This is a genomic window from Streptomyces alanosinicus, assembly GCF_014650595.1.
GTDB lineage: Bacteria > Actinomycetota > Actinomycetes > Streptomycetales > Streptomycetaceae > Streptomyces > Streptomyces alanosinicus.
The window spans coordinates 141746-163716 of sequence record NZ_BMVG01000016.1; the positions used below are offsets into that span (position 1 = coordinate 141746).

The 21971-nt window shown below is 71.8% G+C and carries 23 protein-coding genes and 2 pseudogenes; 18 read left to right on the top strand and 7 right to left on the bottom strand.

Annotation, left to right across the window (positions count from 1 at the left end; translation table 11 throughout):
• Positions 1 to 64 precede the first annotated feature (64 nt).
• The 5 genes from IE277_RS28030 (at position 65) to IE277_RS28050 (ending at position 4567) form a co-directional block, all read left to right on the top strand.
• A complete protein-coding gene (locus tag IE277_RS28030) occupies positions 65 to 1303 on the top strand; it encodes a cytochrome P450 (protein WP_189956485.1) in 1239 nt (412 codons plus the stop codon).
• Between the two features lie 143 nt (positions 1304 to 1446).
• Positions 1447 to 1908: a hypothetical protein gene (locus IE277_RS28035; RefSeq protein WP_189956486.1), complete on the top strand. Its 462-nt coding sequence runs from the start codon at positions 1447 to 1449 to the stop codon at positions 1906 to 1908.
• A 102-nt stretch (positions 1909 to 2010) separates the two neighbouring features.
• Positions 2011 to 2937 carry a DUF8832 domain-containing protein gene (locus IE277_RS28040; protein WP_189956487.1) on the top strand — a complete coding sequence of 309 codons (927 nt, stop codon included), beginning with the start codon at positions 2011 to 2013 and terminating at the stop codon, positions 2935 to 2937.
• Positions 2938 to 3055: 118 nt separating this feature from the next.
• Complete coding sequence (locus tag IE277_RS28045; protein WP_189956488.1) at positions 3056 to 4240, top strand: permease; 1185 nt, start codon at positions 3056 to 3058, stop codon at positions 4238 to 4240.
• 51 nt (positions 4241 to 4291) lie between these two features.
• A complete protein-coding gene (locus IE277_RS28050) occupies positions 4292 to 4567 on the top strand; it encodes a hypothetical protein (RefSeq protein ID WP_189956489.1) in 276 nt (91 codons plus the stop codon).
• 52 nt (positions 4568 to 4619) lie between these two features.
• Here the strand turns inward: IE277_RS28050 and IE277_RS28055 are convergent, their stop codons facing one another.
• Together IE277_RS28055 and IE277_RS28060 are read right to left on the bottom strand one after the other, a co-directional pair.
• Positions 4620 to 5045, bottom strand: coding sequence for an SRPBCC family protein (locus IE277_RS28055; protein WP_189956490.1), 426 nt, complete (start codon positions 5043 to 5045; stop codon positions 4620 to 4622).
• An 89-nt stretch (positions 5046 to 5134) separates the two neighbouring features.
• Complete coding sequence (locus tag IE277_RS28060) at positions 5135 to 6274, bottom strand: MFS transporter (protein ID WP_229882012.1); 1140 nt, start codon at positions 6272 to 6274, stop codon at positions 5135 to 5137.
• A gap of 217 nt (positions 6275 to 6491) precedes the next feature.
• Between IE277_RS28060 and IE277_RS28065 the strand changes: the two genes are divergently transcribed.
• Together IE277_RS28065 and IE277_RS49640 are read left to right on the top strand one after the other, a co-directional pair.
• Positions 6492 to 6731: a hypothetical protein gene (locus IE277_RS28065; RefSeq protein ID WP_189956492.1), complete on the top strand. Its 240-nt coding sequence runs from the start codon at positions 6492 to 6494 to the stop codon at positions 6729 to 6731.
• A gap of 19 nt (positions 6732 to 6750) precedes the next feature.
• Positions 6751 to 6936: pseudogene (locus tag IE277_RS49640) on the top strand (GNAT family N-acetyltransferase); the annotation flags it as partial.
• 112 nt (positions 6937 to 7048) lie between these two features.
• Here the strand turns inward: IE277_RS49640 and IE277_RS47535 are convergent.
• Both IE277_RS47535 and IE277_RS28075 read right to left on the bottom strand, forming a co-directional pair.
• Positions 7049 to 9388 carry a methyltransferase domain-containing protein gene (locus tag IE277_RS47535; RefSeq protein WP_229882002.1) on the bottom strand — a complete coding sequence of 780 codons (2340 nt, stop codon included), beginning with the start codon at positions 9386 to 9388 and terminating at the stop codon, positions 7049 to 7051.
• Positions 9385 to 10380 carry a terpene synthase family protein gene (locus IE277_RS28075; protein WP_189956493.1) on the bottom strand — a complete coding sequence of 332 codons (996 nt, stop codon included), beginning with the start codon at positions 10378 to 10380 and terminating at the stop codon, positions 9385 to 9387. Before IE277_RS28075 ends, IE277_RS47535 begins: the two co-directional genes overlap by 4 nt.
• A gap of 636 nt (positions 10381 to 11016) precedes the next feature.
• On the opposite strand from IE277_RS28075, the gene IE277_RS28080 reads away from it, so the two are divergent.
• From IE277_RS28080 to IE277_RS28115, 8 genes and pseudogenes are all read left to right on the top strand, one after another.
• Positions 11017 to 11304: a hypothetical protein gene (locus IE277_RS28080; RefSeq protein ID WP_189956494.1), complete on the top strand. Its 288-nt coding sequence runs from the start codon at positions 11017 to 11019 to the stop codon at positions 11302 to 11304.
• Entirely contained in the window at positions 11297 to 12391 is a 1095-nt protein-coding gene (locus IE277_RS28085; RefSeq protein ID WP_189956495.1) for a response regulator, read from the top strand. The genes IE277_RS28080 and IE277_RS28085 overlap by 8 nt, the downstream gene beginning before the upstream one ends.
• An 85-nt stretch (positions 12392 to 12476) precedes the next feature.
• A complete protein-coding gene (locus tag IE277_RS28090; RefSeq protein WP_189956496.1) occupies positions 12477 to 12941 on the top strand; it encodes a MarR family winged helix-turn-helix transcriptional regulator in 465 nt (154 codons plus the stop codon).
• Complete coding sequence (locus IE277_RS28095) at positions 12938 to 13348, top strand: SRPBCC family protein (RefSeq protein ID WP_189956497.1); 411 nt, start codon at positions 12938 to 12940, stop codon at positions 13346 to 13348. Before IE277_RS28090 ends, IE277_RS28095 begins: the two co-directional genes overlap by 4 nt.
• A 178-nt stretch (positions 13349 to 13526) precedes the next feature.
• Positions 13527 to 14642: a Gfo/Idh/MocA family protein gene (locus IE277_RS28100; RefSeq protein WP_189956498.1), complete on the top strand. Its 1116-nt coding sequence runs from the start codon at positions 13527 to 13529 to the stop codon at positions 14640 to 14642.
• Positions 14639 to 15571, top strand: a pseudogene (locus IE277_RS28105) (DUF6807 domain-containing protein). Before IE277_RS28100 ends, IE277_RS28105 begins: the two are co-directional and overlap by 4 nt.
• 8 nt (positions 15572 to 15579) lie before the next feature.
• The gene (locus IE277_RS28110; RefSeq protein ID WP_189956523.1) at positions 15580 to 16335 is read left to right on the top strand and encodes a cupin domain-containing protein; all 756 of its coding nucleotides are present in this window, start codon (positions 15580 to 15582) and stop codon (positions 16333 to 16335) included.
• 71 nt (positions 16336 to 16406) lie between these two features.
• Complete coding sequence (locus IE277_RS28115) at positions 16407 to 17774, top strand: ABC transporter substrate-binding protein (RefSeq protein WP_229882003.1); 1368 nt, start codon at positions 16407 to 16409, stop codon at positions 17772 to 17774.
• Between the two features lie 130 nt (positions 17775 to 17904).
• Here IE277_RS28115 and IE277_RS28120 read toward each other — a convergent pair whose 3' ends face one another.
• Positions 17905 to 18126, bottom strand: coding sequence for a ferredoxin (locus IE277_RS28120; RefSeq protein WP_189956499.1), 222 nt, complete (start codon positions 18124 to 18126; stop codon positions 17905 to 17907).
• Positions 18127 to 18133: 7 nt separating this feature from the next.
• On the bottom strand, positions 18134 to 19324 hold the full coding sequence (locus tag IE277_RS28125; protein WP_189956500.1) for a cytochrome P450: 1191 nt from the start codon (positions 19322 to 19324) through the stop codon (positions 18134 to 18136).
• 135 nt (positions 19325 to 19459) lie between these two features.
• On the opposite strand from IE277_RS28125, the gene IE277_RS28130 reads away from it, so the two are divergent.
• The 3 genes from IE277_RS28130 to IE277_RS28140 all read left to right on the top strand — a co-directional run bounded on the left by IE277_RS28130 (position 19460) and on the right by IE277_RS28140 (position 21708).
• Positions 19460 to 20113 (top strand): TetR/AcrR family transcriptional regulator, encoded by a 654-nt coding sequence (locus IE277_RS28130; RefSeq protein WP_373310891.1) that lies wholly within the window; start codon positions 19460 to 19462, stop codon positions 20111 to 20113.
• Positions 20114 to 20319: 206 nt separating this feature from the next.
• Positions 20320 to 21282: an SDR family NAD(P)-dependent oxidoreductase gene (locus IE277_RS28135; protein WP_189956501.1), complete on the top strand. Its 963-nt coding sequence runs from the start codon at positions 20320 to 20322 to the stop codon at positions 21280 to 21282.
• A 189-nt stretch (positions 21283 to 21471) separates the two neighbouring features.
• Complete coding sequence (locus IE277_RS28140; protein WP_189956502.1) at positions 21472 to 21708, top strand: hypothetical protein; 237 nt, start codon at positions 21472 to 21474, stop codon at positions 21706 to 21708.
• A gap of 33 nt (positions 21709 to 21741) precedes the next feature.
• Here IE277_RS28140 and IE277_RS28145 read toward each other — a convergent pair whose 3' ends face one another.
• Positions 21742 to 21927, bottom strand: coding sequence for a hypothetical protein (locus tag IE277_RS28145; protein ID WP_189956503.1), 186 nt, complete (start codon positions 21925 to 21927; stop codon positions 21742 to 21744).
• Between the last annotated feature and the right edge of the window lie 44 nt (positions 21928 to 21971).

Genomic DNA, 21971 nt, shown 5'->3' on the forward strand with positions numbered 1-21971 from the left:
CGGGTGTGTCGCATATGGCGAGGCGGGCTGTCACCGGTCCCGTACACTCCCGTACAGTCCGTGCATGGGTATCGAACGTGAGCTGATCGAGCTGCTGTCCCAGGTGCGCGAGCGGTCCGGTGGTGTCGCCACGTTCCGGCTCGGCTCCACCCCCACCGTTCTCGTCACGGACCCGCAGGCGGTCCAGCATGTACTCGCCCGCCATCCGGAGCTGTACGTCAAGCGCTCCCACCGCGCCCGTCTCCTGATCGGCGACGGTGTCCTTTCCGCCACCGGAACGGCCTGGAAGCGGCAACGCCGCCTGCTGCAGTCGCAGTTCACCGGTACCGGGATGCGCCGCTACGAGCAGCGGATCACCGAGGCCGCCCGGACCACCGCCGGGCGTTGGGACGGCTACGCCCGCACCGGGCAGACCTTCGACGTCGGGCAGGAGATGCGCCGCTTCGCCCTGGACGCCATCTGGCGCTCACTGACCGGGCACCCCCTCGATGACGAGACCGAGCGGGAACTGGCCGCCGTGGAGTCCGTGGCGGCCGCCCTGCCGACGCTGCCCACCGATGCCGCCGACGCCCGGGGGGCCGTAGCCGCCGATCTCGCCCGGATCGACGCGGTCGCCCACCGGGCCATCGAGGCGGCCCGCGGTGGAGCCGCGGGCCCGGACGGTCCGGGTCTGCTGCGCGTGCTGATCGATGCCGCCGCCGAGCATCCCGAGTACACCGACCCGCTGATCCGCGACGAACTGGTCACGCTGCTCGTAGCCGGCCACGAGACCACCGCGACGACCCTGACCTGGCTCCATCTGCTCCTCGACCGGTACCCCGCCGCGCGCGAGGAAGCGCTCGCCGCCGGCGAGGAAGGCTCGGCGCAGCGCCGTCAGGCCATCCAGGCGCTGGTCCACGAGACACTCCGGCTCTACCCGCCCGCGTGGATCCTGCCCCGCCATGCGAGCGAGGACGACACCCTCGCCGGCCACGCCATCGAGGCGGGCACCGACCTCCTGGTCTGCCCCTACCTCACGCACCGCGACCCCGAACTGTGGCCGGACCCCGAGCACTTCGACCCCCGGCGCTTCATCGCCCCCGACGGCCGGCCCACCCAGCCGGGAGCCTACTTCCCCTTCGGCATCGGACCCCGCGCCTGCCTCGGTCTGCAATTCGCGGTCCGCGAAACGACCGTCCTGCTCGAACACCTGCTGCCGGTCCACACCCCCGTATTCCACTCCATCCCCACGAAGGCGGCGTACGGCATCACCGTCCGCCCCGACGGCCCCACCCCCGCGGTCCTGAAACCGCCCCTCGCCTGAAACGGGGCGTGGGGGAGCGGCGGGCGCCGGGCCATGGTCCACGGGCCGCCCCGGCCGGCAGGCGCTGAACCGAGATCGGGCACCAAATACCCGCCCGGGGTATAGTCGGCGACGGACAGCGAACGAGCGAGAGAGGAAGCGCCGTGGACAGCACCCGGGCAGACAGGCGAGGCATCGCCCGACTGCTGGCCGTGTGCGCGGTGCTGGTCGGCCTCTTCCTCATGCACGGCGCCCCGGCCACGGCCGCGGAGGGCTGCCACGACGCCACACCCATGACGGTGGCCGCGCCGACGGGCCACGGTCACCACGCCGCCATGAACGGCATGGCCGTCTCACCCGCGCACGGCGCCGGCGTCGTAGGCCCGGCCACCGCGGCCGCCACCGCCACCGCCACCTCCGGGACGGGCGGGACACTCTGCGTCTCCACCCCGGCCCACGAGCGGTTCCCGCTGCCCGCCCCGAGCCTGCTCGCCGTGGCAGGTGCCGGGGGTCTCGCCCTGTGGGCGTCGGCCCGGCGGCGGGCGGCGGCCGGCGGGACGGGACGGCGCGGGCCACCGGCCCGCGGACAAGATCTCCTGCTCCAGGTGTGCGTCGCGCGGACGTGACAGGCACCCGCCGGACCCAGGCCCACGCCGGCCCCGGCACCGTGCCCTGCTCGTCTCCGCGCACCACCGGTGTGGTGCGCCCACCCGGAAAGACCCACGTCGATGAACGCTTCCTCCCGTCCCACCGTCCGCCGTCGCGGGCTCGCCGCGGCCGGTGTCGCCGCCGCTCTCGCGCTGACGCTGGCCGCCTGCGGCTCCTCCGGCGGCTCCTCGGCCATGCCCGGCATGGACCACGGCACCACGTCCTCCCCGGCCACCTCGCCCGGCGCATCGCAGACATCCGGCGACATGCCCGGCATGGACCACATGGCCACCGGCAACGGCCTGTCCGACACCCAGGACGGCTATCGCCTCACCTCCGACGACGCGACCCTGCCGGCGGGCAAGCGGGCCGTCTACCGGTTCACGGTCAAGGGGCCGGACGGCAAGCCGGTCACCGACTTCGCCGTCGACCAGACCAAGCGGCTGCACTTCTACGCCATCCGCTCCGACCTGACCGGCTTCCAGCACATCCACCCCACGATGGCCGCCGACGGCACCTGGAGTGCCGGCCTGGCCCCCCTCCGCGCGGGCTCCTGGCGGCTGTTCGCCTCCTTCACACCCGCCACCGGAGATGGCAAGGGCAAGGACTTCGTGCTGTCGCGCACCCTCACCGTGCCCGGCAACGCCACGAAGACACCGCTGCCCGCGCCCGCCGGCAGCACTCAGGTGGACGGGTACACCGTCACCGTCAAGGGAGAGCCCATGGCGGGCATGGCGCACCCGCTGACCGTCTCCCTCGCCAAGGACGGCAAGCCCGTCACCGATCTGCAGCCCTACCTGGACACCTACGCCCACCTGACCGCCTTCCACGAAGGCGACACCGCGTTCGCCCACCTCCACCCGACCACCAAGGTGACCGGCGACCACGGAGGCCCTGACCTGACCTTCCACGCCCTGCTGCCCACGAGCGGCAACTGGCGGCTGTTCCTGCAGTTCCAGACCGGCGGCAGGCTGCACACCGCCGCCCTGACCCTGCACGTCGGCTGATCCCGGGCGGGACGCCGCCCCGTGCGGCGGCGCCCCGCCCCCGGTCCGGCACCAGGGCACCCCGGCAAAGGGCGTGCCCGCCGGCCGTACGCCGCACCCCGGAGGGAAGGCTTCACACATGCACGCCGTACTGCACGCACTGTCGATCACCGGGGCCATGACCTGGGAGATCACCTGGGCCCTGATCCTGGGTTTCGCCCTGTCCGCCGTCGTACAGGCCGTGGTCCGCAAGTCCACCGTCGTCTCCCTGCTCGGCGACGACCGGCCCCGCACCCTCGCCGTCGCCGCGGGCCTGGGCGTGGCGTCCTCGTCCTGCTCCTACGCCGCGGTGGCACTGGCCCGCTCCCTGTTCCGCAAGGGCGCGAACTTCACCGCCGCCATGGCCTTCGAGATCGCCTCCACCAACCTCGTCGTCGAACTCGGGGTCATTCTGGCGCTGCTGATGGGCTGGCAGTTCACCGCGGCCGAGTTCGTCGGCGGCCCCGTCATGATCGTCGTGCTGGCCGTCCTGTTCCGGCTGTTCCTGCGCGCGGGGCTGCTGCGCCAGGCCCGTGAACAGGCGGAACGAGGCCTCGCCGGGTCGATGGAGGGCCATGCCGCGATGGATATGTCCGTGCGGCGCGAGGGCTCCTTCGCCGCCCGGCTGTTCTCCCGGGAGGGCTTCACCGCCACCAGCCATGTGTTCGTCATGGAATGGGCGGCGATCCTGCGCGACCTGATCGTCGGCCTGCTCATCGCCGGGGCCATCGCCGCCTGGGTCCCGGACTCGTTCTGGCGCACCTTCTTCTTCGACGGCCACCCGCTGGCCGCCAAGCTGTGGGGGCCCGTCGTCGGACCGCTGGTGGCGATCGCCTCGTTCGTGTGTTCCATCGGCAATGTGCCGCTGGCGGTGGTGCTGTGGAAGGGAGGCATCAGCTTCGGCGGCGTCGTGGCGTTCATCTTCGCCGACCTGCTGATCCTGCCCATCCTCAACATCTACCGGAAGTACTACGGAGCGAAGACGGCCGCCTTCCTCCTCGGCACCTTCTACGTCGCGATGGTCGTCGCGGGATACGTCGTGGAGTTCGCCTTCGGCGGTCTCGGCCTGATCCCCGACCAGGCCGACGCCAGGCTCCCCATGGAAGGCATCAGCTGGAACTACACCACGTGGCTCAACCTCGCCTTCCTCGTCCTCGCCGCCGTGCTCCTGGTGCGGTTCCTGCGCACCGGGGGGCCCGCCATGCTGCGCATGATGGGCGGCTCACCCGAAACCGGGCACGATCACAGCGGCCACAGCGGCCATATGCAGCACGGACACCACTGAGGGCCGCTCGGGCGCGGGCGTTCCGACCGCAGGAGCGCCTACGGTGGAGGCATGAGCGAGATGGTCGTCTACGAAGTGGACAAGCCGGTGGCCGCGCGCTCCGCGGGGCCACCCGGCGGGGCGGAACACCGAGTCCGCCGGGTGCACGCGGCACCCGCCGCACCGGGGTCACACACCACCGCGGGACCGCGGACCCTGTGCGGCAAGGACACCTTCGCCATGGAGACGGCCCACTGGACGCCCTCCGACGACCCCGGGGCACGCTGGTACCCAGAGGAGTACGCGCCCCTGGTCTGCACGGACTGCGATGCCGTGATGGAGGGCTGAGCGGCCCGCCTTTCGCACTCCGGCGGTGCCGCGCCCACCGTGTTCCCGCTGCTCAGCCGCGTTCCACGTACTCCTTGAAGTGCTCCAGATCGCTGCGGACGAGCCGTTCGATCGCGGTCGTCTGGGCGAAGCCCTTCGGCCCGCCGAAGGTGTTCCGGACGGTGTCGGGGTCGTACCGCAGCCTGGCCTGGATCCGGCTGTGACCCTGGTCGACCGGCTGGACGGAGAAGGAACCCGTCAGCTCGGGGGCGCCCCTGGTGAGCCACTCCATCACGCGCTCACCGCGATCGGTGACCTCGGCCTCGACCTCCTGGGCCCGGCCCCCGGCCTCGACCTGCAGCTGGGCCCGGCCTCCCTTGTCGGTATGCGCGCCCCGTACTCCTTCCACGAAGCGGGGATAGTTCTCCACCTGGTGCAGGCCCTCCCAGGCCTTGTCGGCCGGAACCCCGACGTCGACGTGCAGTTCGAGGGTGCTCATGGCTCACCTCCGCGTGCGGCTCATGGCGTATGGCCTTGTGTTTCCAGTGTGCGCCCGGTGGCAGCCGACGGCCGTGGGTACGTCCTCGGTCAGCGGCGGCTCTGTGCGAGGGACCGGGGTGCGTGGCGCCGCGGCAGGCGCCCGCAGAGGAGCACCGCGCCCGCCCCGGCGGTGAGCAGCCCGCCCGCGAGGAAGGTGCCCCGCACGTCGGCCAGCGGCAGGATCAGTCCACCGAGCGCGGCGCCCGCCGCGATGCCGGCGTTGTAGCCACCGGAGTTCGCCGCGAGTGCGATGTCCGTGCGGCCGGGCGCGCACCTCAGCATCTCGTTCTGGGTGGTCATGAACACCGGCCCGAGCGCACTGCCCATCAAGCCCAGGAAGACCACCGCTGCCACCGGATGGCTGCCGGCCGCGTACAGGCCGAGCATCCCCATCGCCTGCGTGGCCACGGCGACGGTCAGCGCCGAGCGGGCGAAGCGGTCCAGCAGCGCCCCGGTGATGCTCACCCCGGCCAGACACGCGACACCGAAGGCCACGAACAGGATGCTGACGGTGTCCGGGGAGAATCCGCTCACATCGGCCAGGAACGTCACGATGTAGGTGTATCCCGTGAACGCCCCGGTGGCGGACAGGGTGCCGGTCGCGAGCACGGTCACGAACCGGCGGGTGTCGGGTTCGCTCCCGTAGGCGGCGGGCTCCTCCTCCGGAGGTGAGGTCGGCAGCAGAGCGGCGACGGTCACCAGGGAGGCCAGTCCCAGAGCCGCGGGCACGGCGATGGGCACCTGCCACTCGCTGTGCCGGCCCAGCCAGGTGCCGGCGGGAATGCCGAGCACGAGGGCGAGTGAACCAGCGACGGACAGTGCCCCGATGACGCGACCGCGGACCCCGGGGGCGAACAGGCCCACTGCCGCAGGACCCATCACCGCCCAGAACAGCGCCTGGCCGAGTGCGGTCAGCAGGCGTGCGGCGAACAGCACCCAGTAGGAGGTGGCCAGCGCCGCGACCAGACTGGACACGACCAGCGCGGCCAGCACTCCCGTGAGCACATGCCGTCGGGGCACGGTCCGTGTGACATGGGCGAGCGGCACGGACGCGACCGCGACCGTCAGGCCGTAACCGGTGATCAGGAGGCCGGCAGCCGGCAGTGACACGCGAAGGCTGCCGGAGATGAGGTTCAGGAGGCCGACCGGCAGGTTCTCCGCCGTGTTGAAGGTGAAGGCGGCCAGCATCAGGGCCACGAGCACCGCCGGTCCACGCAGACGAGCCGTCCGCCCCGTGACCGCGCGGCTTCTCCCCGTCCTCGCCCGACGCGCCCGCTCGATGGCTCCTTCCATAGAAGTACCTCACCGGGCTCACCGGTCCCGTCGCAACCCAATTGATCGTGGCAGCGCGACACCTCGGTGTCGGCACTTGCCCATAAAATCGAACATGTGGCCTAATCGATGGGTGAGCCATGGAGCAGAAGGAGCAGAAGGATCCGCCCGCCCCATCGGCAGCGGCCGCTACCACCTGCTGCTCTCCTCCGGCGGCCGGCCGCGGCAGCATGGCTGGTGGGGCCGTGAGGAGACCGCGCGTGACAAGTTCCGGCGCTGGGTCGGTGAGTACGGCAGCCTGCCGGACACGCGTGTCACCCTCATCGACGAGGACACCGCCGGCGTGCTGGCCGTCTGGCCGGACCAGGGATAGGCCCGGATCGACCGTCCTCATGGCCGACACCTGGATCACGCGCGCCGAGACCGGCGCCGACATCCCCGCCATCCACGACATCGGCCTCGCCGCCTTCCCCACGCCCGCGGAGGCCGACCTCGTCGACGCCCTGCGCGCCGACCCGACCGCCTGGATCGAGGGCTTCTCTCTCGTGGCCCGCGGCGATCCGCGCCGCCCTGATGGCGCTCAGCCTCGATGGCGACTACCCGCTTCCCGCCGGAACTGTTCGCTACGCCGCTCCGTCCGGCGTCTGAGCCGGCCGGTGTGTTCCCGGAGCAGAAGGTGCCGGCCATGGGTCACGAGGCTGGTCCGGCCGTGGTGCGGCGGGCGTGGAAGAGACCCCAGCGCAGCAGCCGGCGGCGCGTGATGTCCGTCCACAGGGGCAGGTTGGCCAGCAGATCGTCGACGTAGGCCGGGCTGATGACGCCGCGCAGCTCGGCCGCGCGGCGGCGCACCTCCTCGTCGAGGCGTGCGTAGTGGGTGGCGAGGTCCGGGCTGCGATCCTCGAAGTCGGTCTTCAGTCCGAGTCCGGCCAGGTGCTCCAGGTAGAACGACGGCGTCGCCAGAGTGTCCACGCCGAGCCGGGACAGGGCCGGCCGCAGGGCCTGCGCCGGGGTCTCCTCGGCCGCCATGATGTCCGAGAAGACCAGCGCGCCGCCCGGTTTGAGTACGCGCACCGCCTCGGCCAGGGCCTGGTCCCGGTCCGTCACATGGCACAGGACCTCCAGGGACCAGACCACATCGAAGCGCTCCGCCTCGTAGGGGAGGTGGTTCAGGGTGCCGGTGACCACCTCGATCAGGCCGTCCAGCCCGCGTCGGGCGTTGGCCGCGCGGTGCCGCCGGTTGTGTTCCTCGCTGAGGTCGAGGGCCACCACCCGGCAGCCGAACCGTTCGGCGAGCGCGCGGGCCGAACCGCCGTACCCCGAGCCGAGGTCGAGCACCGTGGCATCCGGGCCGAGCAGGTCCACGACCCGGTCCGCGGCGCGCTGCACGGTACGGCGCGAGGCGTCCGCGATGGCCTCCCGGGCATCGGCGTACTGGCCGACGTGAATGTCCTCACCGCCCCAGACGGCGTCGTAGAAGGCGTCGACATCGCCGGTCTCGTAGTAGCGGCGGGTCGCCTCCTCATGGTCCGGAGCGCTGCTGTCGTCCCTGGCGTTTTCGGTCATGACGGGTGGATTACCCATATTGGCAAGGTCGACTCGCCCAGTGTGGGGTGTGTCGCCCCACCACAGGTGGGTGTCGTCGTGAAGAGAAGCGTCGGGGCGTAGCGCGGTGGTGGCGAGAGCGAGCACGGCGCGTGGATGCAGCAGCACGGCGGAGCTTCGCGTCATGTGCATCGCGGCGAGAAAGCGCCGGAACACATCCGGGTCGGCGGCCATGGTCTGTTGCGCACAGGTCAGCAGAGCCTGCGTGACGCGGGTGGAGCGGGCGTCGGGGCCGAGGTGCCAGCCACGGTCCTGCACCGTCGACATGATCCAGGGGCGGCGGGTCAGGGCGGCCACCCGGTGCTGGTAGGTCCGGGTGAATCCGTGGCCGGGCAGCGCGCGCTCGCGGCCGATCATGGTCTGCAGCAGTTCGGCCTCCATGGCGGCGACGCCCATCCCTTGGCCGTAGAGAGGGTTGAAGGCGCAGACCGAGTCGCCGAGTGCGATCAGCCCGTCGGGCCAGACCGGCAGCCGGTGGTAGTCGGTGCGCCGGTTGGCGCAGTGGGCGTAGGGGCGGATGGCGGACAGCGGTGTGAGCCGGGCGAGAAGGTCCGCGAGGGGCGTGCGCAGGCTCTCCGCGAAGGCGGTGAAACCGTCCGGGTGATCGGGCGGACGGTCGCCACCGGCGCCTTGCAGGGTGACCAGGAGGCGGCCGTTCTCCACGCGGGTGGCCATGAAACCTCGACCGGCGCGAGGCGCCTGGACGACTTCCATGGCCGCGGCCCACGGCGGCGTGTGCGGGTCGGGGGCCGCGTACAGGCGGGAGGCATAGCCCACGTGCGCGTCGATGACCGTCGAGGTGACCGGAGGCAGCCCCAGTTCGGTCAGCCAGTGCGGCAGCCGGGAGTTGCGTCCGCTCGCGTCCACCACCAGGTCGGCGGTCAGGACGGCTCCGGTGCCGTGCCGCCCGTGCGCGCCGGTTCCGGCACCCCGGTCGCCGCGTGCGCGTACCCCGGTCACCCGGCCGGGGCCGCCGGTGAGGCCGGTGATCCGTACCCCCGGACGGACGCGGACGTTGCGCAGGCTCAGTACGCGCTCGCGCAGGCGTGTCTCGAGCAGGGGCCGGCTGAAGGTCTGCAGGGGGATTCCGGTCGGGGTACGCGGCGACCAGCAGGTCGGGAACCGGAACGCCACGATCTCCCCGAAGTCCCCGCCCGGGGCACCCGCATCCGTCAACTCACCGCACAATCCCGGGAACAGACGCTCCATCACCTCCGCGCCACGGGCGGTCAGGCCGTGCACATGGTGGCCCTGAGGCACGCCGGGACGCTGCCGGGGCTCGCTCGGCAGCGTGTCCTGTTCGAGGATCTCGACCTGGGAGAAGTGATCGGCCAGCACCCGGGCGGCCAGCAGACCGGAGATCCCCGCGCCGATCACCAGGGCCCGGCCGGAGCGTCCGTGACGGTGGGAGAGCAGCCGCGCGCTCATGACCAGCGCTCCGTCAGGAGATCGGTGACGAGAGCGGGTTCACCGGGAGGCACCAGGCGTGAGTAGCGCAGACAGGCCCGGCTCCAGAGCAGATAGCCGCTCATCGCGCTGCGCATGCACGCGGCCAGCGGTGCGAGGACCGCGGCGTCACACCGAGGCCGGCCGGCCCGCATGGTCTCCTCCAGCGCGACGAACTCCTCGCACCAGCCGTGGATCAGCCGCTGGATCTCGGTGACCGAGGCGTCGCGGTCGCAGCCGAGTTCATGCTCGATGACCAGGACCAGATTGTGCAGATCGCCGCGGGACTCCTCCTTCTCCACGGAATGGACGTCGTTGAGGGTGTCCACGACATCGGCGGTGATGTCGAGCATGCGGCGCACCGTCGGATCCCCGTAGAGGTGGGGCGGGACTTCGAAACCGTATGCCTTCTGGCTCAGATCCAGCATCGCGTAGACGAAGCCCGACCTGCGGCGCAGCGCGAAATGCTCGGTGCGGGTCGGGATGCGGCGCTGCGCGCGGTTGCCCGCCTCTTGGGCGTAGGCGTTCAGATACCACCGCCAATGCCGTCCGGTCTCCTCCAGCCAGGCAGGCGAGGCCTGGTCGGCCAGGCGGCGCCACACCTGCGCGAACGTGCCGATCAGCGGCCCCGCGCCGGCCGGTGCCACTCCGCCCGAGGCGATCACGTCGGTGAAGGCCCGGCAGGACGCGGCGACGCGATGTGGCTGGGTGGCCAGGGGGCCGTCGAACTGGTCGTCGAGGAACGTGGCCACGACGACGGCGTCCACCGTCAGGTCCAGCCGGTCGCCGGCGGCCCGTGGGACCCAGGCCGCCATCAGCCCGGCGATGTCCCAGCGCAGGAACCGCTCCTGATCGACGGGGTGGGTCACCAGGCCCTGGCGTCGGCACCAGTCGAGACTGCGCCGCCGAGCGCCGTCCACGTCCGCACCGACGTCCGGCGCGAAGGGGAGAGGGAACACGATGTCCTGCGGCATGACCATGGGCCCCTTCCTGCGAGCACCCCGGCAGCACGACGTACGTCTCATGCCCCCGGCTGAAGAACATCCCCGGTCCGAAGGCCGCACAGACGACCAGGCGGCGTTCTGGCGACAAGTCGATGTGATTGGCCGGGGAGACGCCTGCCGAGGAGATCCCGGCCCTGCACCGGTGACGGAGGCACCGGACCGGTGTACTGGCCCGTGTGCGGGCCGTGGTCGCGTGTCTGGGACATCAGGGCGTCCCGTGTCTGGGACATCAGGGTGTCCCGCGGGCTGCGCTCGCGGAAGTGTCGCGCTTCCGCAAGCCGAAGTGCGGGTGTCCGACCGCGCGGAGCGAAGCGCTGTTCGCGTCGTACGGTGCGCGGTTGTGCACGGACGGACCCTCTAGGCCTGATGCGGGTGTTGCCGCAACATCTGCCCGCGCGTCGGTGCTGACCTGCGACGGGGAGTGTTGCGGACCGCCGGGTCGGGGTGGCAACGGACCCTGGATGTTGCCGGTTTGCCGATTGCCCGGCGCAACGGTCTCAACAGTCGTCATTGTGTGGCTCGTTCGCACAGGCGGGTCCATCCGGGGCGCGCCGCCCCGCCCGGCATCCGGTGGGGTGAGGAAGGGAAGGTCCGATGGACGGTCCGATGGATCGATCGCTGGCGTCGGTGAGGCCGGCACCGCTGCTGTTACTCGCCGCGCCGGCCGGTGCGGCCGCCGGCCTGCTGTTCGTGCAGGCCGGTGACGGAACGGCGGGCGGCGTGCTCGCCGGGCTCACTGCCGCGGGCGGCGCCGTGCTCGCCGGGCTCACCGCCGCGGGCGGCGCCGTGCCGCTGTTCCACCAGGCGATCGCCCCGGACACCACCCCCAGCCGGCCGGCCGTACCCGGAGGCGGAGCGGGCGCGGGCGCGAAGGGAGGTGGCTCCCGTGGGTGAGCTGCGCCCTCTCGCCCCGGATCTGACACCGGAATCCCGCGCGCTGGCCATGGCGCTGAGGGAGCTGTTCGAAGGTCTGGAAGTCTCCGTCCGCCGCTATGCGGCCCGCCGTGTGCGCGACGCCGGCACCTTCTCCCGCTATCTCAGCGGCACCCGTGTCCCGCCCTGGGAAGTCGTGATGGACCTGTTCACCGACGTCGCCGAGCACCGCGGCATGGCGGCCACCCCGGACGCCATCGAGCTGGTCCGCCGACTGCACCGGGCCGCCGTCGAGACCAGCAGCTCACCCCGCCACGCGGTGGAGGTGCTGGAGCAGCAACTCGCCGAAGCCGACCGGGTCTCACGCCGCTCCACGGCCCGCGGCGACGCGCTGAGCGACGCGCTGCTGGACCGCAAGCACCGCATCGCCGACCTGGAAGTGCGCCTGAACCAGCTGGAGGCCGAGTGGAGCGCGGAACGCGCACGCGCCGAACGCCTGGCCGCGGCCAACACCGACGTCACCGAGCTGCTCCATGAACGCGACGAACTGCAGGACGAGGTCAGCCGCCTGTCCGCCCAGCTCCACGAGGCGGAGAAACTGCGCGACGAAGCGGAGGAACGCTGCACTCTGCTGGAACGGCAGCTGGAGGCGGTCGAACAGGTCCAGCCCGTGGTCGCCGTGACCCGGGCGGCTCCGCGGGTCATGCCCAAGGTCCTGATCGTCGACGACCAGCCGGACAACCTGATGGCCATGACCGCCGTCCTGTCCACCCTCGACCAGGAGCTGGTCGCCGTCTCCTCCGGCCGCGAGGCCCTCAAGGCCCTGCTGGACCACGACGACTTCGCCGTGATCATCATGGACGTCCAGATGCCCGACATGGACGGCTACGAGACCGCCGCCCACATCAAGCGACGCCCCCGCACCCATGACGTCCCGATCATCTTCCTCACCGCCATGGGCACCGACGCCGAACACTCCGCCCGCGGTTACGCCGCCGGTGCGGTGGACTACATCGGCAAACCCTTCGACCCCTGGGTCCTGCGTGCCAAAGTCGCGGTGTTCACCGGCATCTACCTCGAACAACGGCGCCTCGCCGGAGACCAGTGACCACCGAGCCGGAGGGCACTCGCCGTCGCCCCGACACGCACACCAGTGCCTTGACAAGTGTTGTCATGACAACAATAGTGGATGTGTGAGTGACACCAGTGGACTCCATGATCACCTCGGGTACTGGCTCCGTCGCCTGTCCGACGAGGTCCACGGCCGGTTCGAGGCCGAACTCGACCGGCATGACGTCACCGTCTCCCAGTGGGGCGTGATGGTCAGTGTGTTCCACGGCCATGACACCACCAAGGCCGTGGCCGCACACATGGACATCGACCCGGGGGCCGTCTCCCGCCTGGTCGACCGCCTCGCCGGCAAGGGCCTGATCCGTCGTGAGCCGGACCCGGCCTCCCGGCGCACGGTCCGGCTCGTGCTGACCGAGCGGGGCCGGACCCTCGTACCGGAACTGGCCGAGCTCGCCGACCGCAACGACGCGCACTACTTCGGCTCGCTCGATGCCGGCCGGCGTCGCCAGTTGGAGGAGTGGATCAGGAACCTGGTGGGCGAAGCCCGCCCCGCACCGCACAACCCCTCTGAAAGAAGAGAACGATGAGCACCTCGCTCTCCGTCACCAAGACCGTCAGCATCGACCGCCCCTGCGAGCAGGTCTTCGCCTTCCTCGCCGACCCGGCCAACTGGCCCCGGTGGGCCGTGGTCAACATCCGCGCCATCGAGCCCACGGACGACCCGGACTGGTGGCGCATGTCCACCCCGCTCGGCCCCGCCAGGCTACGCCTGCGCGCTCATGCCGAGTTCGGCGTCCTCGACCACGACTACGTCGACGACACCGCCTCCTGGAGCGTGCCGGCCCGCGTGGTCCCCAACGGCGACGGCGCCGATTTCATGATCACTTTCCATCGGCCGCCGACTCTGACCGAAGCCGTCTTCCGTGAGCAGTCCGACCTGGTCGACACGGAGCTGGCCACCCTCAAGAAGATCCTCGAAGGTGACCGGACGTGACTCCACGCAACGCCGCCGACGGTGACGTTGCGCCGGTCTTCCCCTCATCGCCCCCCGTACCGGCGAATCTCCCTGCACGGGGGTTGTCCTGACAATCCCCCGCCCCTAGGGTCACCTCGTACGGGGCAAGCGCTTTCTGCGTGTGCTCGCACTCCGTCCGCCGAACCCCGGGAGCGGTATGTCCCTGCCCGCGCCGCGCCGCCGCGTCGCCGTCGTCGGCACCGGTGCCATCGTCACCGGCAGCCATCTCCCCGCGCTCGGCGCCCATGCGGACCGCGTCGAACTCGTCGCCGCCGTCGATGTGGACGAGCGCGGACTGGACGCATTCCGGACCGTGGCGGGCGCGCGGGTCGCCGGGTTCACCTCGACCGAGGCCATGCTGGACGCCGTACGCCCCGATCTGGTCCTCATCGGCACTCCGCCCGCACTGCACCGTGCGCAGACCGTGGCCGCGCTCAAGGCGGGAGCCTGGGTGCTGTGCGAGAAGCCGCTGTGTCTGTCGCTCGCCGAGTACGACGACATCGCCGCCGCCGAGGAGGCCTCCGGCGGCTACGCCTCGGTGGTCTTCCAGCACCGCTACGGCTCGGGCGCCGTACACGCCCGGGATCTGATCACGCGTGGCGAGCTGGGCACCCCGCTGGTGGCGCACTGCCAGACCACCTGGCACCGGGACGCCGGCTACTACGCCGTACCGTGGCGCGGCCGCTGGGCGAGCGAGGGCGGCGGGCCGACCATGGGCCACGGAATCCACCAGTACGACCTGCTGCTGCACCTGCTGGGGGAGTGGTCGGAGGTGCGGGCCATGGCGGCCCGGCTGGTGCACGACGTCGAGAGCGAGGACCTCTCCACGGCCCTGGTCCGCTTCCGCGACGGCGCGCTCGCCACCGTCGTCAACAGCGTCCTGTCCCCGCACGAGGTCAGCCGCATCCGCGTCGACTGCGCGGACGCCACGCTCGAACTGACCCACCTGTACGGCCATGACAACGACGACTGGGTCTACACCCCCGCACCGCACGTCGACCCCGGGCGCGCGGCGGCCTGGCGCGCCCCCGCCGCCGACGTGCCCAGCTCGCACACCGCCCAACTCGGCGCCCTGCTCGACGCGTTCGACCACGGTGAGCGGCCGCCGGGCAGTGGCCCCGACGCGCGCGCCACCCTGGAGTTCGCCGCCGCCCTGTACAAGGCGGCGTTCACCGGACGGCCGGTGCGGGCGGGCGAGATCGGCCCCGGCGACCCCTACTACGCGGCCATGCACGGCGACCACCCCGACTGGGCCCCGAAGGAGCGCGTATGAGCATCCGGGTCAGCCACGTCCACGGGGAGCACCTCGCGGTCGAGGCGCCGAACGGCACCGAGATCCTCCGCTACGTCTACCGCCCCGACCCGGACGCCTTCGAGGCCCGCAAGCCCTACGCCCACCCCGTGCGCACCCTCTCCGGAAACACGGTGACCGGATACCGGCCGAGCGACCACCGCTGACACAAGGGCCTGCAGATGACGGCCAGTCATCTCTCCGGACAGAACTTCTGGGGCGGCAACTGCTATGTGCACGGCGAAGGCTACCTCCGGCTGCCCGAGCGGGTCGGTTCGATGCGCCACGACGGCTTCACCGACCTCACCGTCACCGGCGAACGCCTCGACCTCACCGAGGAGTTGACCTGGATCGCGCACGGCGGCCGGGAGTGGGCCCGCGAGGTGCGCGGCCTGGCCGTGCACACAGTGGACGAGGAGGCCGGTGCCTGGACCCTGGACTGGTCCATCCGCCTCACCAACATCCGTGACGAGCCGCTGCTGTTCGGCTCGCCGACCACCGAGGGCCGTGAGATGGCCGGCTACACCGGGCTGCAGTGGCGCGGACCGCGCGACTTCACCGGCGGCGGGGTCTTCACCCCCGACTCCGCGCCGGGCGTCGGCGCCGAGAAGGTGATGGGCAGTCAGGGGCCGTGGCTGGCCTTCACCACCGAGCACGACGGGACCGACGCCCACTCCACGCTCGTCTTCGCGCACGCCCCGGAGAACCTGGACGGGTCGTCCGCGATCCATGACTCGCACTGGTTCGTGCGCTCCGAGCCGATCCCCACCGTCGCGTTCTCCTGGGCCTTCTTCGAGGAGTTCGCCCTGCCGCCGGGCGAGAGCTTCGGCTATCGCTACCGGGTCGTGATCGCCGACGGCGCCTGGGACCGCGACCGGGCCGGCCGCCATCTGGAGGCTCTGCCGTGGTGAGCGACGCCATGTCCACGCCGTCCCATCCGCTGCCCGGCGCCGTGGGCCTGTCCCATCTGCGTGCCTACGGGTGGGAGGCCGCCGACGGCGTCTGCGGCGGCAGTCCCCATCTCCATCTGGTGTGCACCGAGGCATACGTCGTCACCGGTGGCCACGGCTCGGTGCAGACCCTGAGCCCCGACGGCTTCCGGGACATTCCGCTGCGGGCCGGCTCCCTCGCCTGGTTCACGCCGGGCACCGTGCACCGTATGGTGCAGGGCAGCGATCTGCGGATCACCGTACTCATGCAGAACAGCGGTCTGCCCGAGGCCGGGGACGCCGTGTTCACCTTCCCGCCCGAGGTGCTCGCCGACCCCGAACGGTACGCGGCCGCGGCCACCCTCCCGCCGGGCACCGGAGCGGACACCGAGACCGCCGCCCGGCGCCGCCGGGACCTCGCCGTCGAGGGCTATCTCGCCCTGCGCGAGGCCATGACCGCAGGGGACGGCGGCCCCTACCGCGCCTTCCAGCAGGCGGCCGCCCGTCTGGTGCGCGCCCGGGTGCCCGCCTGGCGCGAGCTGTGGCGGGCCGGTGCCCTCGCCGCCGCCGAACACACCGGCGCCCAGCTCGACGCCCTGGAGTCCGGCGAGCCCTCCTACCTCGCCGAGGCGACCGCGTACCAGAGCGAGCCGAGCCGCCTGAACGGCTTCGGGATGTGTGGCCGCCGGGACGAGTACGCGCTGCCCGGGACGACGCTGCCGCACGACGGCAAGCCGACGGCCTAGGCCAGGCCTAGGTTCTGTCGGCCCAGAAGCCCCCTTCGGCACACCGGTGATGAGGAAGAGGTGACCTCGGCATGCCCGGACACAGGACAAGAGGGTTCCGCGGGACGGCCAAGGGGTCCCGCGCGACGGCCGGCGCACTCGCCCTGTGCGCGGTGCTGGCCGGCTGCGGCGGACCCGGGGAGCAGGCCGGCGGCCGCACGATCGTGCTGCGCTACACGTGGTGGGGCAACCCCGACCGCGCCGAGCGCACCGAGAAGGCCGTCGCCCTGTTCGAACAGCGGCATCCGGACGTACGGGTGCGGACGTCGTTCTCCGGCTACGACGCCTACAAACAGAAGCTCGCCACCCAGGCCGCCGGCGGCGACGCACCCGATGTGATGCAGCTCGACTACCGGCAGATCGACCAGTACGCCTCGGGCGGCGTCCTGCTCGATCTCGGGCGGCAGCGGCGGGAGCTGCGCACCGCCGGCATCGACGCCGGACTGCTGGCGACCGGCCGGGTGCGCGGCGCCCAGTACGCCGTGCCGCAGGGCCGGGGCACCGAGACCGTCGCCTACGACGTCCGGGCCTGGCGGCGCTCCGGAGCGCCGCTGCCCGGCCGCACCTGGACCTGGGACCAGTGGGCCGACGCGATGCGCGCACTGGCACGGAGGACCGGGAAGCCGGGCGGCACCGACCCCGGACAGAGCGAGGACGCCTTCGAGGTCTGGCTGCGCGGCCAGGGCAAGGCCCTGTACACCGAGGACCACAGGCTCGGCTTCACCGCCGCCGACCTCACCCGCTGGTGGAGCTTCACCGACCGGCTGCCCCGCGAGGGCGCCGTGTCGTCCGCCGAACAGACCACCCAGCTCGACGGATCCGTCGAGAACACCCCGCTCGGCCGTGGCGAGGCCGCCTCCGACGTCAACTGGGACGCCCCGGCCAGCGGATTCGGCGCCCTCGTCGACGGCGGGGTGGCACTCGCACCGATGCCGTCCGGCACGGACGGCACTCCCGGCCAGTACTTCAAGCCGTCGATGTTCCTCGGCATCGGGGCCCATACCGGGCACCCCGCGCAGGCGGCCCAGCTGGCCGTGCTGCTGCTGTGCGCCGCCGACCTCGCCCTGGCCCGTACGGGGCTGCCCAGCGGCCGGTTCTTCGCCGTGGTCGCCATGGCCGTCACGGCCGGTGCGGTACTGGTGGGCCTGCGCGCGTGCGCCTGCCCGGAGTCCCTCACCGACTGGCGGGCGGCCCTGAGTGCCGCCGCCCGTGGCACGGTCCGCGACCCCGGCGGCACCGGTCTGGTCCTGTGCGCCCTGGCCACGGCCGCCGTCTGTGCCTGGGCACTTCCGCCGCTCGCCGTTCTCGCCCCCGGACCGTCGGCCCTGGCGCTCACGGCGGTCGACGTGCGGCTGGCGGGGCGCGGATCTCGCTCCTCCAGCGGCGGGTGGTCGGTGTAGCCGACGGCGTCCGACCGCGCGGACGAGGCCTACGACGAGGCCTGCCAGGAGATGCCGGCCGGGGAGGCCCGCTTCCGGATGGTGCTCACCGTCGGCCGGCTCCGGCTCCGGCTCCGGCCCCGGCGCAGGCTCAGTCGCGGGGAGCGATCTCCTTTCCGTCGGCGTCCCGGACGGTGATGGCCACCATCGGGCAGATGCCGGCCGCTTCCAGGGCGCGTTCGTCGCCCTCCGCGATCTGTTCGCTCACCGGGTGCGAGTGGTCGCCGTCGAGGACGAACAGGTCCGGTGCGGTTCCGGCGCACATCCCGGAGCCGATACAGCGGCCGGAGTCGATGTGCAGCTGCCAGCTCATGGTCCGCTCACCACCCCACCGGCATGACACGAGGGCCGCGTACCAGCATCTCGGTCTTCCAGGTGATGTCACCCGCGACATGCAGCCCGGGGAAGCGGGCCACGAGCGCGCCGATGGCCTCCTGGAGTTCGAGGCGGGCCAGGGGAGCGCCCAGACAGTGGTGGACACCATGGCCGAAGCCCAGATGGGCGTTGCCGCTGCGTGCGATGTCGAGTGTGCCGGCCTCGGTGAAGCGCAGTGCGTCACGGTTGGCGGCGCCGATGGCGACCAGCACCGGCTCCCCGGCCCGCACCAGCGTGCCACCGACCTCGATGTCCTCCTTGGCGTAGCGAGGCTGGCCCGCCCCGCTGCCCAGCGGCACGAAGCGCAGCAGTTCCTCGACGGCGTTCGTGATCAGCGTCGGCTCGGCACACAGCAGGGACAGTGCGCCCGGATGGTCGAGAAGGGTGAGCACGAAGTTCGGGATCTGGGTGGCGGTCGTCTCATGGCCGGCGACGAGAATGCCGACGCAGAGATCGACCAGCTCCAGCTCGGACAGCCGGTCGTCGTGATCGCGTGCCTCGATCAGCGCGGTCATCAGGTCGTCCTGGGGCTGCTCGCGATGCGCGGTGATCAGCTGGGCCATGTACGCGCGCAGCTCGTCGCGATTGCGGTCGAACTCCTCGGCGGTCAGCGAGCTGGTGGACAGCGCCGCGTCGCTCCATGCGCGAAATCTCGGGCGGTCCTCCTGCGGCACCCCGAGGAGCCGGCAGATCACCGCGACCGGGATGGGCAGGGCGTAGCGGTCGACCAGGTCGACCGGCGGCCCCGCCGCCTCCATCTCGTCCAGCAGCGTGGACGTCAACTCCCTGATCCGCGGCCGGAGTTTCTCGACCTGCCGGACGGTGAAGGCCTTGGCCACCAGCGAGCGCAGCCGCGTGTGGTCGGGCGGATCCATGCTGAGGATCCCGCTGTCCCGTTTGCCCTCGGAGGAGCGCGGTTCGTCGCGTCCGAGGGCCAGGGCGCGGCTGAAACGCTGGTCGCCGAGGACGAGCCGGGCGTCCGCGTAACGGGTGGCGAGCCAGGCCGGCTCCCCGTACGGCAGCTGCACGCGCAGCAGCCCCGGGGTCTCACGGACCAGTTCGTACGTATCGGCCAGGGCCAGGTCCCGGCTGGAATTGAAGGGATAGGCGAGGGGGGTGTGATCTGTTGCCGTCACTACTGCCTCCCTTATGTAAGCAGACGCTTACAATGCTAAGACGCACATACCGGGCGGTCAACGGCGGTAATCGGCCGTTACCCTTACGGCTCCTCGGCAGGCGCGGGCGGGCTCACGGCGGCAAGGGAGCAGACGGTGGACACCAGCGAGCACACGCGGCATAAGGACCGGCCCGGCGGCAGCCCGGCGCATCAGGACCGGCCCGGCGGCAGCCCGGCGAGCGAGGACGTCCCGCAACGGCCGCGGGACGCCCAGGGGACCCGCGCACGCATCCTCCACGCGGCCGGCGCGGTCTTCGCCGAGCGTGGATACGAGGCGGCCACCGTCCGGGACATCGCCGGCCGCGCGGGGGTGAACCAGGCGCTCATATTCCGCTACTTCGGTTCCAAGAAAGCCCTGCTCACCGAGGTCATGGCGCAGGGCGGGAAGGAACAGCTGAGCAACACGCCGGCGGACCGGCTGTTCGAGACCGCGCTGCGCGGAGTCCTCGTGGAGGGCGGCAAACCCGGCACGGACCGGCTGATGGCCGTCTATCTGCGCTCCATCGGCAGCGCCGACGCAGCCCCCGAGACCGTCCGCGCACTGGGGGAGGAGTACGCCACCGCGCTCGCCTCCCTCTCCTCGGCCGACGACAGCAAGCTGCGTGCCCAGTTGGCGATGGCCTGGCTGCTCGGCATCGGCCTGATGCGGGTCGTGGTCGGCCAGGAACCCCTGGCGAGCGCGGAACCCGATGAGATCTGCGGCCACGTTCTCACCGCACTCGAAGGGCTCCTGGGCGAGCGGAACTGAGTACCGCCGCCGGGACGGACGTACGCCGACCACCGGCCGGCCGCCCGAAGAACGTCTCCGGGACGAGCAGGGCGAGTAGCGGCAGGAGCGAAGCGGCAGCCGTCAGGTGCCGGTGACGGGAAGGCGGGCCCCGGCATGGGGGCCATCGGGGGAGGGAGGCGATTCGGCTTGACTTCAAGTGCACTCCAATTCGTAGCGTTCCGGACATGAGCACTGCACAGCACAAGATCGGATCCGGTTACGGCGCCACCAGCACGGCCGACGATGTCCTCCAGGGCGTCGATCTGACCGGAAAGCTCGCCCTGGTCACCGGGGGCTACTCGGGGATCGGCCTGGAGACCACCCGCTCGCTCGTCACGGCCGGTGCCCACGTGGTCGTGCCCGCGCGCCGGCCGGACACCGCCCGGCAGGCGCTGGCCGAGATCCCCGGCGTCGAGCTGGACGAGCTGGACCTCGGTGACCTGGAGAGCGTGCGCGGCTTCGCCGAGCGGTTCCTCGCCTCCGGGCGCACCATCGACATCGTGATCGACAGCGCCGGGATCATGGCGTGCCCGGAGACCCGGGTGGGGCCCGGCTGGGAGGCCCAGTTCGCCACCAACCACCTCGGTCACTTCGCCCTCGTCAACCGTCTGTGGCCCACGATCGCACCGGGCGGTGCCCGAGTCGTCTCCGTCTCCTCCCGCGGCCATCACTTCTCCGGCATCCGCTGGGACGACATCCACTGGCGCCAGGGCTACGACAAGTGGGAGGCCTACGGCCAGGCCAAGACCGCCAACGTCCTGTTCGCCGTCCAGCTCGACAAGCTCGGCCGGGACGCCGGCGTCCGCGCCTTCGCCCTGCACCCCGGCGGCATCATCACCCCGCTCCAACGGCACCTGCCCAAGGCGGAGATGATCGAGCGCGGCTGGATCGACGAGGACGGCAACCCGCTCAACCCCGAGGGCTTCAAGACGCCGCAGCAGGGGGCGGCCACGCAGGTGTGGGCGGCGACCTCGCCGCAGCTGGCGGGGCTGGGCGGTCTCTATCTGGAGGACTGCGAGGTCGCCGAGCCCGCCCAGGAGGGCGAGGAGCGCTTCGGCGTGAAGGACTGGGCGACCGACCCGGAGCAGGCGGCTCGACTGTGGCAGCTCTCGGCGGAACTGACGGGCGTCGACGCGTTCGCCGGCTAGCCGCTCGCTGCCGTCGTCCCCGGGTGCGCGGTTACTCCACATTGACGTACGTCAGGTGTGCGAGGCGTCACCCGGGGCCCGCTCGCGCGTTGACACGGCGGCCCTTCCCGGGGAGGGAGGTGTGCTGTGTCGTCGGAAAGTCGAAACGCTGCGAGGAACCGAATGATGAAGTCGTGCCGTAGTGCGGCTGTGACCCTTGTCGCCGTCTGTGGCCTGGCGGTCTGCGCGCCCAGCGCCTTTGCCGCCGTACCACGTGTCGGTTCTCTTCCGGCAGGTGTCCTGGTCCCCGGCCCCGGGCCGTTCGCGCCCCCGACCACCGGTGACGGCTCTGCCGCGCCGCTCTCCGGTGGACTGCTGGACAACGCGGTGAGCCCCATCGGGTTCGGTCCGCTCAATGTCGCCGTTCCCGCGCTGGGGGTGCTGTGAAGCGCGCTCCGACGCGCTGCACTGATGGCGGTCTCAGGCGTCGTACGCGGGGACGCGGGCCGCGAGTTCGGCCGCGGGATGGCGGGCCTGCGCGCCCCGGTCATGGTCGGTCGAACCGAAGTGACGGAGGACGTCGAGGAGTTCCTGTGCCTCGGAGAGGGTGAGCAGGGGCAGGCGTGGTTCGGGTGCGTCGGGTGTGCCGTGGAGGAGTTCGTTCACGCCGGGCGCAACGGGCCTCGGCGGTGCGGGTTACGGGGACGGGC